The organism is Pseudomonas sp. HMSC057H01 (assembly GCF_001836405.1).
In the GTDB taxonomy this organism is placed as follows: Bacteria; Pseudomonadota; Gammaproteobacteria; order Pseudomonadales; family Pseudomonadaceae; genus Pseudomonas; species Pseudomonas aeruginosa.
Map to the genome: position 1 here is coordinate 24,354 of NZ_KV828511.1, position 13,885 is coordinate 38,238.

The following is a 13,885-nucleotide window of genomic DNA, read 5'->3' on the forward strand; positions in this document are numbered from 1 at the left end:
CGTCGATTAATCGATTGACTGTTTCTCTTTCAGTTGCCACATTAAAACAACAGATTTCACATAAAATTCTGTGTGAAAAATCAGTGTTACGGTCAAAAAGCAAACTGATACCAAAAGAAACAGGCAGAAACGATGACTGAGCCGCTTGCGACAAAGACCGCGATCTTCGACGTTGCAGTGATCGGCGCTGGCGTGGTGGGTTGCGCCATGGCCCGCCGCTTCGCCCTGGAAGGTGCGCGGGTGGTCCTGCTGGAAAAAAGCACCGACATCCTCTCCGGTGCCAGCAAGGGCAACAGCGCGATCCTCCATACCGGTTTCGACGCGCCGCCCGGCAGCATCGAACTGGCCTGCATGCAGGAGGGCTATCGCGAATACCGCGACATCCATGCGCGCCTCAACCTGCCGCTGCTGGAAACCGGCGCCCTGGTGGCGGCATGGAGCGACGAGGATCTGGCGCGCCTGCCGGCCATCGTCGAGCAGGCCCACGGCAACGGTGTCGATGACGTCCGCCAGATCGGTCGCGACGAGGTCCTGGCGCTGGAGCCGCAGTTGGCCGGCAATGTGCTCGGTGCGGTGCGGGTCCCCGGTGAGCATCTGATCGACCCCTGGTCCGCGCCGCTCGCCTATCTGCAACAGGCGCAGGCCCATGGCGCCGAGGCCTGTTTCGACGTCGAGGTGCTGGACGGCGCCTTCGACGGCGGCGAATGGCTGTTGCATACCCGCCGCGGCGATCTGCGCGCGCGCCAGGTAATCAACTGCGCCGGACTCTTCGGTGACCAACTGGAACAGCGCCTGCTCGGCGCGGCGAGCTTCGCCATCCATCCGCGCAAGGGCCAGTTCGTGGTCTTCGACAAGGCCGCCGCGGCGCTGCTGCGGCACATCCTGCTGCCGGTACCCAACGAGCGGACCAAAGGCGTGGTATTCACCCGTACTGTCTTCGGCAACCTGCTCGCCGGCCCCACCGCCGAGGAACAGGACGACCGCGAACAGGCACGGGTCGACAGCGACACCCTGCAGCGACTGATCGACGCCGCCGTCGAGCGGATCCCCGGCCTGCGCGGCATGCCGGTCACCGCCACCTACGCCGGGTTGCGGCCAGCCAGCGAAAAGAAGGAATACCGCATCCGCCAGGTCGACGGACGCAACTGGATCAGTGTCGGCGGCATCCGTTCCACCGGTCTCACCGCGGCGCTGGGCATCGCACGCCACGTCTATCGTCTCTACCAGGGTGGGCGCTTCCACGAAGCGGTTCGCGAGCCGCTCTGGCCGCAGGTACCGAACCTCGCCGAACACCTGCCGCGCGACTGGCAGCGTCCCGGCTACGACGAGATCGTCTGCCACTGCGAGATGGTCACCCGCCGGGAAATCCTCGCCGCCCTGGAAGGCCCGCTGCCAGCCGGCGACTTCGGCGGCCTGAAGCGTCGCACCCGCGCCTGCATGGGACGCTGCCAGGGTTTCTACTGCAACGCGCGGGTCGCCGAGCTGAGCGCCGGCCGCCTCGCCCAGCCCCTCGCCACCGGGAGTTGCCATGAGCATCACTGAACAGGTCGACGTCGCCATCGTCGGCAGCGGTCCCGCCGGATTGGCGGCCGCCATCGAACTACGCCGCCAGGGCGTCGCCCGGGTCTGCGTGCTGGAGCGCGACGGCGAGGCCGGCGGTATACCCCGGCATTGCGCGCATCCGCCGTTCGGCCTGCGCGAGCACGGCCGCCTGTTGACCGGCCCGGCCTACGCGCTGCGTAACGTCGAACAGGCTGAACGGGCCGGGGTGGATATCCGCCTGCGCCATAGCGTGGTCGCTCTCGCCGCCGCCGGTCTGCTGCAACTGGCCACCCCCGAAGGCCCGCGCAGTCTGCGCGCGACACGCGTGCTGCTGGCCACCGGCGCACGCGAGACGCCGCGCTCGGCGCGCCTGCTGGGCGGCGACCGGCCACTGGGCGTGATCAATACCGGCGCGCTGCAAGCCTATCTCTATCTGCAAGGCCTGAAGCCGTTCGAACGGCCGCTGATCGTCGGCACCGAGCTGGTCAGCCTGTCCGCCGTGATGAGCTGCCGGCGTGCCGGCATCCGCCCGGTGGCCATGCTCGAACGCAACGCACGGGCCACCGCGCGTTGGCCGCTATCGTTGTTTCCCAGGCTGTGCGGAGTGCCGATGCACTTCTCCAGCGAGCTGCTGGAGATCGAAGGTCGCGGCCGGGTCGAGGCGGCGCGGGTACGCCTGGGCGACGGGCGGGTCGAACGGATCGCCTGCGACGGCATCCTCCTCAGCGGACGCTTCGTTCCCGAATCGAGCCTGGTCCGCCTCAGCCACCTGGAACTGGACCCGGCCAGCGGCGGCCCGCGCATCGATCAGTTCGGCCGCTGCTCCGACCCCGCCTATTTCGCCGCCGGCAACCTGCTCCGGCCGATCGAGACCGCCGGCTGGTCGTTCCGCGAGGGACGAAGGATCGCCGGCCTGCTGGCCGCCGACCTGCGGGCCGAACTGCCGGTCGCCGCGCCCGGTATCGCCATCGATTGCAGCGGTCCGCTCAAGCTGTGCGTGCCGCAGCGGCTGCTGGACGATCCGACACCCGGCCTGGCGCATCTACAGCTACGCGTAAGCGAGGCCGCCAGCGGACGCCTGCGGATACTGGCCGATGGTCGCCCGGTGTGGGAACGCGCCCTGTCCTGCCTGCCGGAACGCCGCCTGCTGGTGCCGCTGGCCGCCCTGCGCCTACCGCCGGACACCCGGCGCCTGGAAGTCGCCTTCCTCACCTCCGGCCACTGAACCCGCGAAGAGAACCGACCATGCGAATCGCCGCCCTCGACCAGGGAACCACCAGTACCCGCGTGCTGGTCGCCAGCCAGGACGGCAGCGCCGATATTCAGTTGGCGCTGCGTCACCAGCAACACCATCCGCAGTCCGGTTGGGTCGAGCACGATCCGCTGGAACTGCTGGCCAACCTGCAACGCTGCCTGGAGGCCAGCGGCCGGGTCGACGCCATCGGCCTCGCCAACCAGGGCGAAAGCTGCATGGCCTGGGACGCCCGCAGCGGCGAGCCGTTGTCGCCGCTGATCGTCTGGCAGGACAACCGCACCACCCCGCACATCGAGCGTCTACGCGCCAGCGGCGCCGAGGCGCTGGTCCTGGAACGCAGCGGCCTGCCGCTCGATGCCTATTTCTCGGCCAGCAAGCTGGGCTGGATCGTCGAGCACCTTCCTGCCGCTCGCCGGGCTCTCGAGGCCGGCCGCCTGCGCCTGGGAACCAGCGACGCCTGGTTTCTCGACCGCTTGTGCGGAACCTTCGCCACCGACGTCACCACCGCCTCGCGCACCGCATTGATGAACCTCGCCGAGGGCCGCTGGGACCCCGAACTGTGCGCCCTGTTCGGCGTGCCGATCGAGTGCCTGCCGGAAATCCGCGATACCGTCGGCCATTTCGGGGTGATCGGCAACACTCCGCTGACGGCCTCGGTGGTTGACCAGCAGGCCTCGCTCTACGGTCACGGCTGCCGCCAGCCCGGTGATGCGAAGATCACCTTCGGCACCGGCGCCTTCGCCCTGACCCTTAGCGGCGAGCGGATCATCCGCTCGCCGGAGACAGGCCTGCTCGCCACCATCGCCTGGCAGATCGATGGCAAGCCGGTGTACGCCATGGACGGCGGGGTCTACGATGCCAGCGCCGCAGTCGAGTGGGCCGGGCGTCTTGGCCTGTTCAGCGACTTCTCGGAACTGGCCGGCTTCGACCGGCCGCCGGCCATCGACCGCGGGCTGGCCTTCGTCCCGGCCTTGTCGGGACTCGCATGCCCGCACTGGGACCGCAGCGCCGGCGCGATGTGGCTGGGAATGGACGCCGGCACCCGCCGCGAGGACCTCTGCCAGGCCCTGCTCGAAGGCGTGGTGCTGCGCAGCGCCGAGGTGATCCAGGCGATGGACGGCTACCTGAAGGTCACCGACCGCCTGTCCATCGACGGCGGCCTGGCGCGCAGCCCCTACTTCGCCCAGTTCCTCGCCGACAGCCTGCAACGGCGCATCGTCACCCAGCGCTTCGACGAACTCACCGCCTTCGGTTGCGCCGCCCTTGCCGCGCGGGGCCTCGGCTACGAGCTGGCGGAGCCGCGCAACACCCGCACGGAGTTCCAGCCGCGGGTCGACGCCGGCACCGCCCGGCGCTGGCAGGTGCGTTTCAGCGAAGCGGTGGCGCGCACCCGCGGCTGGCGCTGAGCCGCTTTCAGCGTCCCGGCCAGCCGGTCTCGCGCAGCGCCGTCAGGAGCGTCTCCCCCTTCAGCGCGGGCACCAGCCGGCCGTCCTCGGTGCGCATGTCCTCGCCGGCCAGCAGCACGTTGACGATGGCTTCTTCCACCGCCTCCGCCGCCGCGGCGAACAACGGCGAGATGTGGTCGTTGTTGAGCATCCGCAGCGGCGTGCTCTGCGGCAGGTCCTTGCGCGCATAGTCGGCTGGCGGCAGGTCCTGGTTGCCGGTGGCGAAGGCGAGGAACACGTCGCCGCTGGAGTCCTCGGTGCCACCGCCGGTGCGAGCGATGCCGATCGAGGCGCGCTGCGCCAGGCGCTGGCACTGGTGCGGCAGCAGCGGCGCGTCGGTGGCCAGGATCACCACGATGGAGCCCATGCCCGGGGTGCCTTCCTCGCTGAACGGCGAGGGGATGTCGCCCAGCCGGCGGCCGACCGGATAGCCATCGACCCGCAGCTCGCGACGCTGGCCGTGGTTGGCCTGGACCAGCGCGCCCACCGTCCAGCCGCCCTGCTCCGCCGGCAGCCGCCGCGATGCGCTACCGATGCCACCCTTGAACTCGTGGCAGATCATCCCGGTGCCGCCGCCCACCGAACCTTCGCGGACCGGTCCGGACTCGGCGCAGGCCAGCGCCTCGCCGACCTGGCGGGCGCCGACGTGCTGGCCCCAGATATCGTTGAGCAGGCCGTCGAAGGTCTCCATCACCACCGGCATGCACCAGTACAGCCCGCTGTCGCCGAGTTCGGCGCGCTCCTCGGCGATCAGCGCGTCGCGCACCGCGCCGACGCTGTGGGTATTGGTGATGGCGATCGGGGTGGTCAGCAGGCCGGCTTCGCGGATCCACTCCAGGCCCGTGGCGTCGCCGTTGCCGTTGAGCACATGGCAGCCGGCGAAGCAGGGTTGCAGGCGCGCCGCACCGGCGCGCGGCTGGACCAGGGTGACGCCGGTGCGAACCTGCCTGCCGTCGATCCGCTGGTTCAGGGTGCTGTGGCCGACGCGCACGCCGGGAACGTCGGTGATCGCGTTGAACGGGCCGGGAGTGCCCAGGCCGAGGGTGATGCCAAGTTGTCGAGCGCGCATGCGGACTCCTGTTTCAAAGCTTCTGGAACGCCGGACTGAGCTTGCCGTAGGTGCAGTAGAGAATCACCGACACCGCCAGCAGTCCGACAATGATCATCACGTCCCTGGCCGAGGCCGCCAGGAACAGGTTGAGCAGCAGGTATCCCGCCCCGCTCACCGCCAGCAGCGCCGGCAGCGGCCACAGCGGCATCCGGTAGGGATGCTCGCGGTCGCGCCGCAGCACCCGGCTGAACAACGCGCAGAGGGCGACGATCAGGTAGACCATGACGATCAGCAACACGGTGAACGAGGTCAGTTCGGCCAGGTTGGAGCTGAAGCTCAGCGCCGCCGAGGGAATGGCGAGGAACAGCGTGGCCAGCCAGGGCGATTCCCAGCGCGGATGGATACGGGTGAAGGCACGGTTCAACGCCGGCATCCAGAGCGCGTCGCGACCGCTGCTGAAGATCACCCGGGCGCTCTGGATGACGATGGCGACGATGGCGTTGAACACCGAGAGGAAGATTCCCGCGCTGACCAGGCGCGACAGCGTCTCGTTGCCATGGCTGTTCAACAGGTAGCCGATCGGATCGGGGCTGGCGAGCATCGCCGGAAGCGACGGCGCGCCGATCAGCAGCGCGGCGAGCGGGACGATCTCGATCAGCACCACCAGCGCCAGCGACCAGAGCACCGCGCGATGCACGCTGTGGCCGCCGTCCTTCATGTCCTCGGCGAGCAGCACCGCGCCGCCGAAACCGTTGTAGGAGAACAGCGCGGTACCGACCGCTCCGATCACCAATGCCCAGGGTGCGATCGCCAGCAGCCCGCCGTCGCCGACTACCTGCGGCTGCAGCAGGACGCTCGCCGGTTGCTGTGCATGGCCGAAACCGAGGCCGACGATCACCAGCAGCGCCGCCACTTCCAGCAGCAGGCAGGTACCCGTGACCCAGGCGTTGACGCGGATGTTGAGGATGCCCAGCAGGTAGCTGAAGGCAACGATCGCCAGGGCCACGGTCTGCGCATCGAAGTGGGTGCCGAGGGCGGCGTTCAGGTAAGTCGCCGCGCCGGTGGCGAGCACCGGCGGGATGAACAGCAGCATCGCCAGCACCGTGAGGAAGGTGGCGTAGCCGGCCAAGCCGCCGAACACGCGCTTGGCGTAGACATACTCGCCGCCGGCGGTGCTGTGCGCCCTGCCCAGCTCGGCATAGCACCAGGCGAACATCAGCGCCAGCACCCCGGCCAGGGCGAAGGCCCAGAAAGCGCCGGTGCCGGCCTGCTGGATGGCGAAAGGGGCGATGACGAAGACGGAACTGGCGGGAGTGACCGCGGAAACGGTGATGGCGACCACGTCGAACACGCCCAGGGTGGGTTTCAGCGCACTTTCGGGCGCGGGGGAAGAGCTCATGTCGTTGTCCTCTGATTGTTATTGAAGTTGAGGCAGTAACGGAGACTCGCGGCGGCCCCTTGCCGGGGCGCTGGTTATGCGCCGACTCTAGGAGCGCGGAACCGGCGGGCCAATCACCCTTTGGGGTTACGCCCCTTGACGCGGCGGATGGAAAGCCGCAAACCGGAGCCTGCGAAAACCCACCGTGGAGCGAATACGGATGCACACCCTGTTCCGGGACATCGGCATGCACGCCAGCCTGGGCCGCGCCATCGAACAGATCGGCGGCAACCGCTTCTGGAAGCAATTGATTCTGCTGCTGCGCCAGCACCTGCCGTTCGACAACGCCCTGGCGATCTTCTACCCCGCCAACGGCGTGCCGGTGGCCCTGGAGGAATACGACGCCGAACCGCACGCCGGGCCGGCCTCGATGCTCGCCTACCTGAACGGGCTGTACCTGCTCGACCCCTTCTACCAGGCTTGCCGGGAAGGCCTGGCCAGCGGCCTGTACCGCCTCGAGGAGATCGCCCCGGACCATTTCCGGCAGAGCGAGTACTACCTCAGCTACTTCCACGACAACGTGCTGGAGGACGAGGTGCAGTTCATCCTCCAGGTACCCGGCCAGGGCGCGCTGTCGCTGTCGTTGGGCATGCAGAGGATGTTCGCCGACGAGGAATGCGGGATGCTCGGGCTGCTCTCGAGCTGGGTCCTGGCGCTGATGCAGCAGCACTGGCAGCAGCGCAGCCAGCGCCTGTTGCCGGCCGCACCGCAGGAAGAGATGGCCACGCAGATACGCGACGCCCTCAGCCACTTCGGCGCCAGCGTGCTATCGGAACGGGAACTGGAGATCGCTCGCCTGATCCTTCGCGGCTACTCGTCGAAGGCCATGGCCGAGCGCCTGGCGATCTCGCCGGAGACGATCAAGGTCCATCGGCGCCACCTGTACGCCAAGCTGGACATTTCCTCGCAACCGGAACTGTTCTCGCTGTTCATCCAGTCGCTCGGGCACGACCCGGAGAACCCCTAAGGGTCATGGATTGGCGTAGCGCCGGCTGAGACCGGGCGGGATGCCGCGGGCGTCGGTCTCGGTCCAGGGACCCTGCGGGCTGGTGGACCAGAACCAGCCGCCGTCCCAGCGGTAGTAGGTACGCTGGCGGTAGTAGAGATCGCGCTCGCCGCGGATCACATAGACCCCCAGGCTGCCGTCCCAGACGCCCTTGCCGCCTGGCGGCGGGGCGAACTGCGGACGCGAGCGGCTGGGCTGCGCTGGAGTCTGCGGTTGCGGGGTGATGCGCGGCGGGGTGGCGCCGGGCGCGCTGGACGGACCGGGCTGCGGCTGGCTTTGCGGCGGCAGCGAGGCCGGCGGTTCGCTGGTCTGCGGCGGATGCACCACGCACCCGCCGAGACCGCCCAGGAGAATCGCCAGACCCAGATACTTCGCCTTCACCGCCGCACCTCCCGCCAACCCGTTGTCGTTATGGCCGGGCCGCCTGGGGCTGGTCCGGGCCGTCGATGGTCAGCGCTTGCGCCGACGACTGGGCGGTAGACAACGGTTTGCCGCGTCCGATCCATTCGCCGGAGATGGCGTTGCCGGCGCGGGATACCCGCGCGACCAGCTCGACCTGCGGGAATCCGCTGAGCTTGAGCTGCGGCATCATGGCGTCGGCATCGCTCAGGCTGACCTCGGCCGGCAGGTCGGCGACGGTCAGGCGCTTCACTGCCAACGGCATCGGCGGGCCGCCGACGGCGCGGGCGAAGACGAACACGCTGTCGTCGGCCTTGACCTGGCCCTTCACCGCGTCGCTGATATCCACCTTCACCGTCAGGGTCACCCCGGCGGCAGCGGGCGCGGCCGGCGCCGGCGGGGTCTGCCCGGCCTCGGTCATGCGCTCGCGGGCGCGCTGGATGCCGCCCTGGATCGCCGAGCGTGCCGGGTCCTCGTTCGGCAACACCGACACCAGGCGCTCCCAGAAGCCGATGGCGTCGGCGTAGCGCTGCTCTTCGAAGGCGGCGATGCCGAGCAGGCCAAGGGTGGTCACTTCGGCCGGGTCGCCCTTCAGCGCCTCGTCGGCCAAGGCCTTGATCTGCGCGGTCATTTTCTTGCCACCGGAGAAATACAGTGCCTGCGCCCACTGGCCGAGCAGTTCCGGCTGCCGCCCGCTGAGTTCGGCGGAGCGTTCGAAGGCCCGCGCCGCATCGGCGCCGCGTTCCTGGGTCATGTAGGTGCGACCGAGGAAGTACCAGCCCTGGGCGGAATCCGGCTGGGCCTGTACCGCGCGCTCCAGGCGCGCGGTCATCTCTTCCATGGAGTGCGGTGCCTGGGCGAATTCGCGGGCCAGCTCGACCTTGTCGCTGGCGCCCCAATGCAGGTACAGGCCGAGCGCGACCAACGGCACCAGCAGCGCCGCGACCAGCGGGATCGCCCGGCCCAGGCGCGAGCTACGCTCCTCGCCGCTGCCCTCGGTGTCGGCGAGCAGTTCGCGGGCAGCCTCGGCGCGGCCATTCTCCAGTTGCTCGGCGGTCAGCGTGCCGGCGGCCTGCTGGCCGGCCAGCTCGGCGATCCGCTCCTGATAAAGCGCGACGTTCAGGGCGGTACGGTCTTCCTCGGCCTGGGCGCGACGGCCACGCAGCAGCGGAATCAGCAGGAATGCCAGGGCCGCCAGCAGCAGCAGGCCGGCAGCGAGCCAGAAATCGATCATTTGTCGTTCTTCAACAGGTTGGCGAGGCGCGCTTGCTCCTCGGCGGACAGGGTGGTTTGCACCTTGGCGGCGGTGCGCCGGCGGCGCAGGACGATCACGCCGATCACCAGCACGCCGAACAGCAGCAAGGCGCCCGGACCGAACCAGAGCAGCCAGGTACGCTCGTTGACCGGCGGCTTGTAGCGAACGAAGTCACCGTAGCGGGCAACCATGTAGTCGACGATCTCGCCGTCGCTCTTGCCCTGCTGCAACTGGCCGTAGATCTGCTTGCGCAGGTCGGCGGCGATCGGTGCGTTGGAGTCGGCGATGTCCTGGTTCTGGCACTTCGGGCAGCGCAGTTCCTGGGTCAGGTTGCGGAAGCGCTCGCGCTCGGCGTCGCTGGCGAACTCGTAGGTGTCGATGGCGGCCCGGGCCACGCCGCAGAGGGCGATACCGAGCAGCGCGGTGGCGAGGAAACGCTTCATCGGGCCTCCGGCTCGTCCAGCAGTTGCTGGTACAGCGGCGCCAGTTGCTCGCGCCAGACTTTCTGGTCGACCACCCCGACGATCTTGTGGCGGATGATGCCCTGCTTGTCGATCAGGTAGGTTTCCGGCGCGCCGTACACGCCCAGGTCCAGGCCCAGGGTGCCGTCGGCGTCGCTGATGCTCAGCAGGTAGGGATTGTGCAGCTCGTTCAGCCACTTGATGGCGGCGGCGTTGTCGTCCTTGTAGTTGATCCCGTAGATCACCACGCCCTGCTCGGCCAGCCGGGTCAGTTCCGGGTGCTCGACCCGGCACGACGGGCACCAGGTGCCCCAGACGTTGACCAGCGCCGGCTTGCCCTTGAGGTCGGCCTCGGTCAGGCGCCGGGCCGGGTCCTGCACGCTGGGCAGGTCGAAGGCCGGGAACGGCTTGCCGATCAGCGCCGAGGGCAGCTCGCTGGGGTCCAGCCAGAGGCCGCGGAAGAGGAACACCGCGACGATCAGGAAGATCCCCAGCGGCAGCAGCAGAATCGCTCGTTTCAAGACTCAGGCTCCCTGACCGGCGAGGCCCAGGGCCTCGCGCACACGTGTTTTCACCTTCACCCGGTAGCGCCGGTCGAGCGCCGCCAGGGCGCCGCCGAGGCCCATCAGCAGGCCACCGAACCAGATCCAGCGGACGAACGGCTTGACGTGCACGCGCACCGCCCAGGCACCGTTCTCCAGCGGCTCGCCGAGCGCCACGTAGAGGTCGCGGGTAAAGCCGGCATCGATCCCGGCCTCGGTCATCATCGAACTCTGCACGGTGTACAGGCGCTTCTCCGGATGCAGGGTGGCGATCTCCTTGCCGTCGCGGCTGACGTGGATGCTGCCCTTGTCCGAGGTGTAGTTCGGCCCTTCGTGGTGCTTCGCGCCGTCGAAGAGGAAGTGGTAGCCGCCCAGTTCGACGGTGTCGCCGGGCGACATGCGCAGGTCACGCTGGGCGCTGTACTGGCTGCTGAGGACGATGCCGATGGCGCACACGGCGATGCCCAGGTGCGCCAGTTGCATGCCCCAGTAGCTGCGCGTCAGGCTGCGGGCGCCGGCCAGCACGCCCTTGTGCCGGGTCTTGTCGAGGAAGTCGCGGAAACCGGCCAGGACCACCCAGGCGGACAGCAGGAACACCGCCAGCACCGCCCAGTTGAAATCGCCGAAGTACATCGAACCGGCCGCCGCCAGGACCGCGCTGGCCACCAGCACCGGGGTCAGCATGCCGAGCAGCCAGCGGCTCGGGGTGTCCTTCCAGCGCACCAGCACGCCGACCGCCAGGGCCGCCATCAGCGCCGCCATCAGCGGCAGGAACATGGCGTTGAAGTACGGCGGGCCGACCGACAGCTTGGCGCCGCTGAGGGCATCGAGCAGCAGCGGGTAGAGAGTCCCGAGGAGGATCATCGAGGCCGCCACCACCAGCACCAGGTTGTTCAGCAGCAGCAGGGTCTCGCGCGACCACAGGGCGAAGCCGACCTGGCTCTTGACCACCGGCGCGCGCAGGGCGAACAGGGTCAGCGAGCCGCCGACCACCAGCAGCAGGAAGGCGAGGATGAACACCCCGCGCTCCGGGTCGGAGGCGAAGGCGTGCACCGAGGTGAGCACGCCGGAGCGGACCAGGAAGGTGCCCAGCAGGCTCAGGGAGAAAGCGGCGATCGCCAGCAGCACGGTCCAGCTCTTGAACACGCCGCGCTTCTCGGTCACCGCCAGCGAGTGGATCAGTGCAGTGCCGACCAGCCAGGGCATGAAGGAGGCGTTTTCCACCGGGTCCCAGAACCACCAGCCACCCCAGCCCAGCTCGTAGTAGGCCCACCAGGAGCCAAGCACGATGCCGATACCGAGGAAGGCCCAGGCCACCAGGGTCCAGGGCCGCGACCAGCGCGCCCAGGCGGCGTCCAGGCGGCCGCCGAGCAGTGCGGCGATGGCGAAGGCGAAGGCCACCGAGAATCCGACGTACCCCATGTAGAGCATCGGCGGGTGGACGATCAGGCCGACGTCCTGCAGCAGCGGGTTGAGGTCGTTGCCGTCCATCGGGGTCTGCGGCAGCAGGCGGCTGAACGGGTTGGAGGTGATGATCAGGAACAGCAGGAAGCCGGTGCTGATCATGCCCATCACCGCCAGCACGCGGGCCAGCATGACCTCCGGCAGTTGCCGGGAGAAGATCGACACGGCGAAGGTCCAGCCGCCGAGGATCAACGCCCAGAGCAGCAGCGAACCTTCGTGGGCGCCCCAGACGGCGCTGAACTTGTAGTACCAGGGCAGCGCGCTGTTGGAGTTGCCGGCCACGTAGGCCACCGAGAAGTCGTCGCGCAGGAAGGCCCAGGTCAGGCAGCCGAAGGCGAAGGCGAGGAAGGCGAACTGCCCCCAGGCCGCTGGGCGCGCCAGGCTCATCCACTGGCGGTCGCCGCGCCAGGCGCCGACCAGCGGCAGGCTCGACTGCACCAGGGCCAGGCAAAGGGCGAGGATCAGGGCCAGGTGGCCGAGTTCGGGGATCATCTACTTGCCCTCCTGGTTGTACGAGGTCTCGCCGGCGGCCTTGCCGTTCTCGTAGTGCTTCAGTTGGCCGCTGTCCTTGAGCGCCTTGGTGACTTCCGGCGGCATGTAGTTCTCGTCGTGCTTGGCCAGCACTTCATCGGCCACCAGCACGCCGTCGCCGCCCAGCTTGCCGAGGGCGACGATGCCCTGCCCCTCGCGGAACAGGTCGGGAAGGATGCCATGGTAGGCGATGGTCACTTCCTTGGCGCCGTCGGTGACCACGAAACGCACATTCAGCGAATCCTCGCTGCGTTGCAGAGAACCCTTTTCCACCAGGCCGCCGGCGCGTATGCGGGTGTCGGTCGGCGCTTCGCCGTTGGCGATCTGGGTCGGGGTGTAGAACAGGTTGATGTTCTGTTGCAGGGCCGATAGCGCCAGGCCCACCGCGGCGCCGACGCCCACCACGATGGCGAGGACGATGATCAGACGTTTCTTGCGGACCGGATTCACTGCTGGGCCTCCCGGCGCAGACGACGCGCCTCTTCTTGCAGGTAGCGGCGCCGGGCCAGCAGCGGCTCGGCGACATTGATCGCCAGCACCAGCAGGCTGATGCCGTAGGCCGACCAGACGTAGGGGCCGTGATGGCCCATGGCGAGGAAGTCGCCGAACGATTCGAAGCTCATCGTGCCTTCTCCACCAGGGCCTTCACCTCGGCTTTCGCCCAGGCGGTGCGGGACTCGCGCTTGAGCACTTCCAGGCGCATGCGCACCAGCAGCATGGCCGCGAAGAAGCAATAGAAGCCGAGGACCATGATCAGCAACGGCAACCACATCTCCACCGGCATCGCCGGTTTCTCGGTGATGGTGAAGGTGGCCGGCTGGTGCAGGGTGTTCCACCACTCCACCGAGTACTTGATGATCGGGATGTTCACCACGCCGACGATGGCCAGTACGGCACAGGCCTTGGCCGCGCTGTCGCGGTTACTGATCGCCTGACCGAGGGCGATGATGCCGAAATAGAGGAAAAGCAGGATCAGCATCGCCGTCAGGCGCGCGTCCCAGACCCACCAGGCGCCCCAGGTCGGCTTGCCCCAGACGGCCCCGGTAAGCAGCGCGACGAAGGTCATCCAGGCGCCGATGGGGGCGGCGCACTGCACCGCCACGTCGGCGATCTTCATCTTCCAGATCAGCCCGACGGCACCGGCCACGGCCAGCATGACGTAGCAGGACTGGGCGAGGAAGGCCGCCGGCACATGGATATAGATGATGCGGAAGCTATTGCCCTGCTGGTAGTCCGGCGGCGCGAAGGCCAGCCCCCAGACGCAGCCGGTGACGATCAGCAGCGCCGCCGCCACGGCGAACCAGGGCAGCCAGCGGCCGCTGATCTCGTAGAACCACTTGGGCGACCCAAGCTTGTGAAACCATGTCCAATTCATCATCAGGCTCTGTTTACAGGGCTCTTTGGAAATACCGGGCAGGCCTTCCGCTGCCAGCCCGGGTCAAGCGTGGGCGGCGCAGCCGCCCGGTACCGCACGCCCGCCGATGCCTTCGGCGGGC

The 13,885-nt window shown here is 68.5% G+C and carries 14 protein-coding genes; 4 read left to right on the forward strand and 10 right to left on the reverse strand.

Going from position 1 to position 13,885, the window contains the following annotated elements:
- Positions 1-132: 132 nt before the first annotated feature.
- Genes HMPREF2581_RS22940 through HMPREF2581_RS22950 form a run of 3 tightly spaced genes read left to right on the forward strand, consistent with a single transcriptional unit; the run spans position 133 to position 4,203 of the window.
- Positions 133-1,542 carry an NAD(P)/FAD-dependent oxidoreductase gene (locus HMPREF2581_RS22940; protein ID WP_016254146.1) on the forward strand — a complete coding sequence of 470 codons (1,410 nt, stop codon included), beginning with the start codon at positions 133-135 and terminating at the stop codon, positions 1,540-1,542.
- A complete protein-coding gene (locus tag HMPREF2581_RS22945; RefSeq protein ID WP_003140249.1) occupies positions 1,529-2,767 on the forward strand; it encodes an NAD(P)/FAD-dependent oxidoreductase in 1,239 nt (412 codons plus the stop codon). Before HMPREF2581_RS22940 ends, HMPREF2581_RS22945 begins: the two co-directional genes overlap by 14 nt.
- 20 nt (positions 2,768-2,787) lie before the next feature.
- On the forward strand, positions 2,788-4,203 hold the full coding sequence (locus HMPREF2581_RS22950; RefSeq protein ID WP_003087165.1) for a glycerol kinase: 1,416 nt from the start codon (positions 2,788-2,790) through the stop codon (positions 4,201-4,203).
- Positions 4,204-4,210: 7 nt separating this feature from the next.
- Here the strand turns inward: HMPREF2581_RS22950 and HMPREF2581_RS22955 are convergent, their stop codons facing one another.
- Together HMPREF2581_RS22955 and HMPREF2581_RS22960 are read right to left on the reverse strand one after the other, a co-directional pair.
- Entirely contained in the window at positions 4,211-5,311 is a 1,101-nt protein-coding gene (locus HMPREF2581_RS22955; protein WP_003140251.1) for a DmpA family aminopeptidase, read from the reverse strand.
- A gap of 13 nt (positions 5,312-5,324) precedes the next feature.
- The gene (locus HMPREF2581_RS22960) at positions 5,325-6,692 is read right to left on the reverse strand and encodes an APC family permease (protein ID WP_003110692.1); all 1,368 of its coding nucleotides are present in this window, start codon (positions 6,690-6,692) and stop codon (positions 5,325-5,327) included.
- 199 nt (positions 6,693-6,891) lie between these two features.
- Between HMPREF2581_RS22960 and HMPREF2581_RS22965 the strand changes: the two genes are divergently transcribed.
- Entirely contained in the window at positions 6,892-7,698 is an 807-nt protein-coding gene (locus HMPREF2581_RS22965; RefSeq protein ID WP_003083150.1) for a helix-turn-helix transcriptional regulator, read from the forward strand.
- Positions 7,699-7,701: 3 nt separating this feature from the next.
- Here HMPREF2581_RS22965 and HMPREF2581_RS22970 read toward each other — a convergent pair whose 3' ends face one another.
- Genes HMPREF2581_RS22970 through HMPREF2581_RS23005 form a run of 8 tightly spaced genes read right to left on the reverse strand, consistent with a single transcriptional unit; the run spans position 7,702 to position 13,767 of the window.
- Entirely contained in the window at positions 7,702-8,118 is a 417-nt protein-coding gene (locus HMPREF2581_RS22970) for a hypothetical protein (protein ID WP_003087156.1), read from the reverse strand.
- Between the two features lie 28 nt (positions 8,119-8,146).
- A complete protein-coding gene (ccmI, locus tag HMPREF2581_RS22975) occupies positions 8,147-9,370 on the reverse strand; it encodes a c-type cytochrome biogenesis protein CcmI (RefSeq protein ID WP_003140253.1) in 1,224 nt (407 codons plus the stop codon).
- A complete protein-coding gene (ccmH, locus tag HMPREF2581_RS22980) occupies positions 9,367-9,834 on the reverse strand; it encodes a cytochrome c maturation protein CcmH (RefSeq protein ID WP_003140256.1) in 468 nt (155 codons plus the stop codon). Before ccmH ends, ccmI begins: the two co-directional genes overlap by 4 nt.
- The gene (dsbE, locus tag HMPREF2581_RS22985) at positions 9,831-10,373 is read right to left on the reverse strand and encodes a thiol:disulfide interchange protein DsbE (RefSeq protein WP_003083138.1); all 543 of its coding nucleotides are present in this window, start codon (positions 10,371-10,373) and stop codon (positions 9,831-9,833) included. The genes ccmH and dsbE overlap by 4 nt, the downstream gene beginning before the upstream one ends.
- Positions 10,374-10,376: 3 nt before the next feature.
- Complete coding sequence (locus HMPREF2581_RS22990; protein ID WP_003107324.1) at positions 10,377-12,350, reverse strand: heme lyase CcmF/NrfE family subunit; 1,974 nt, start codon at positions 12,348-12,350, stop codon at positions 10,377-10,379.
- Positions 12,351-12,839, reverse strand: a complete 489-nt coding sequence (gene ccmE, locus HMPREF2581_RS22995) for a cytochrome c maturation protein CcmE (protein ID WP_003083137.1) — start codon at positions 12,837-12,839, stop codon at positions 12,351-12,353.
- Complete coding sequence (gene ccmD / locus HMPREF2581_RS23000; protein ID WP_003083136.1) at positions 12,836-13,012, reverse strand: heme exporter protein CcmD; 177 nt, start codon at positions 13,010-13,012, stop codon at positions 12,836-12,838. Before ccmD ends, ccmE begins: the two co-directional genes overlap by 4 nt.
- Positions 13,009-13,767, reverse strand: a complete 759-nt coding sequence (locus HMPREF2581_RS23005; protein ID WP_003083135.1) for a heme ABC transporter permease — start codon at positions 13,765-13,767, stop codon at positions 13,009-13,011. The genes ccmD and HMPREF2581_RS23005 overlap by 4 nt, the downstream gene beginning before the upstream one ends.
- Positions 13,768-13,885: the final 118 nt, after the last annotated feature.

What these genes read in the sequence shown, in the direction of transcription:
- HMPREF2581_RS22955 (WP_003140251.1), bottom strand. Translation starts at nt 5,311, where the DNA reads ATGCGCGCTCGACAACTTGGCATCACCCTCGGCCTGGGCACTCCCGGC.
- HMPREF2581_RS22965 (WP_003083150.1), top strand. Translation starts at nt 6,892, where the DNA reads ATGCACACCCTGTTCCGGGACATCGGCATGCACGCCAGCCTGGGCCGC.
- ccmH (WP_003140256.1), bottom strand. Translation starts at nt 9,834, where the DNA reads ATGAAGCGTTTCCTCGCCACCGCGCTGCTCGGTATCGCCCTCTGCGGC.
- HMPREF2581_RS22950 (WP_003087165.1), top strand. Translation starts at nt 2,788, where the DNA reads ATGCGAATCGCCGCCCTCGACCAGGGAACCACCAGTACCCGCGTGCTG.
- HMPREF2581_RS22990 (WP_003107324.1), bottom strand. Translation starts at nt 12,350, where the DNA reads ATGATCCCCGAACTCGGCCACCTGGCCCTGATCCTCGCCCTTTGCCTG.
- HMPREF2581_RS22960 (WP_003110692.1), bottom strand. Translation starts at nt 6,692, where the DNA reads ATGAGCTCTTCCCCCGCGCCCGAAAGTGCGCTGAAACCCACCCTGGGC.
- HMPREF2581_RS22945 (WP_003140249.1), top strand. Translation starts at nt 1,529, where the DNA reads ATGAGCATCACTGAACAGGTCGACGTCGCCATCGTCGGCAGCGGTCCC.
- ccmI (WP_003140253.1), bottom strand. Translation starts at nt 9,370, where the DNA reads ATGATCGATTTCTGGCTCGCTGCCGGCCTGCTGCTGCTGGCGGCCCTG.
- ccmD (WP_003083136.1), bottom strand. Translation starts at nt 13,012, where the DNA reads ATGAGCTTCGAATCGTTCGGCGACTTCCTCGCCATGGGCCATCACGGC.
- HMPREF2581_RS23005 (WP_003083135.1), bottom strand. Translation starts at nt 13,767, where the DNA reads ATGATGAATTGGACATGGTTTCACAAGCTTGGGTCGCCCAAGTGGTTC.
- HMPREF2581_RS22940 (WP_016254146.1), top strand. Translation starts at nt 133, where the DNA reads ATGACTGAGCCGCTTGCGACAAAGACCGCGATCTTCGACGTTGCAGTG.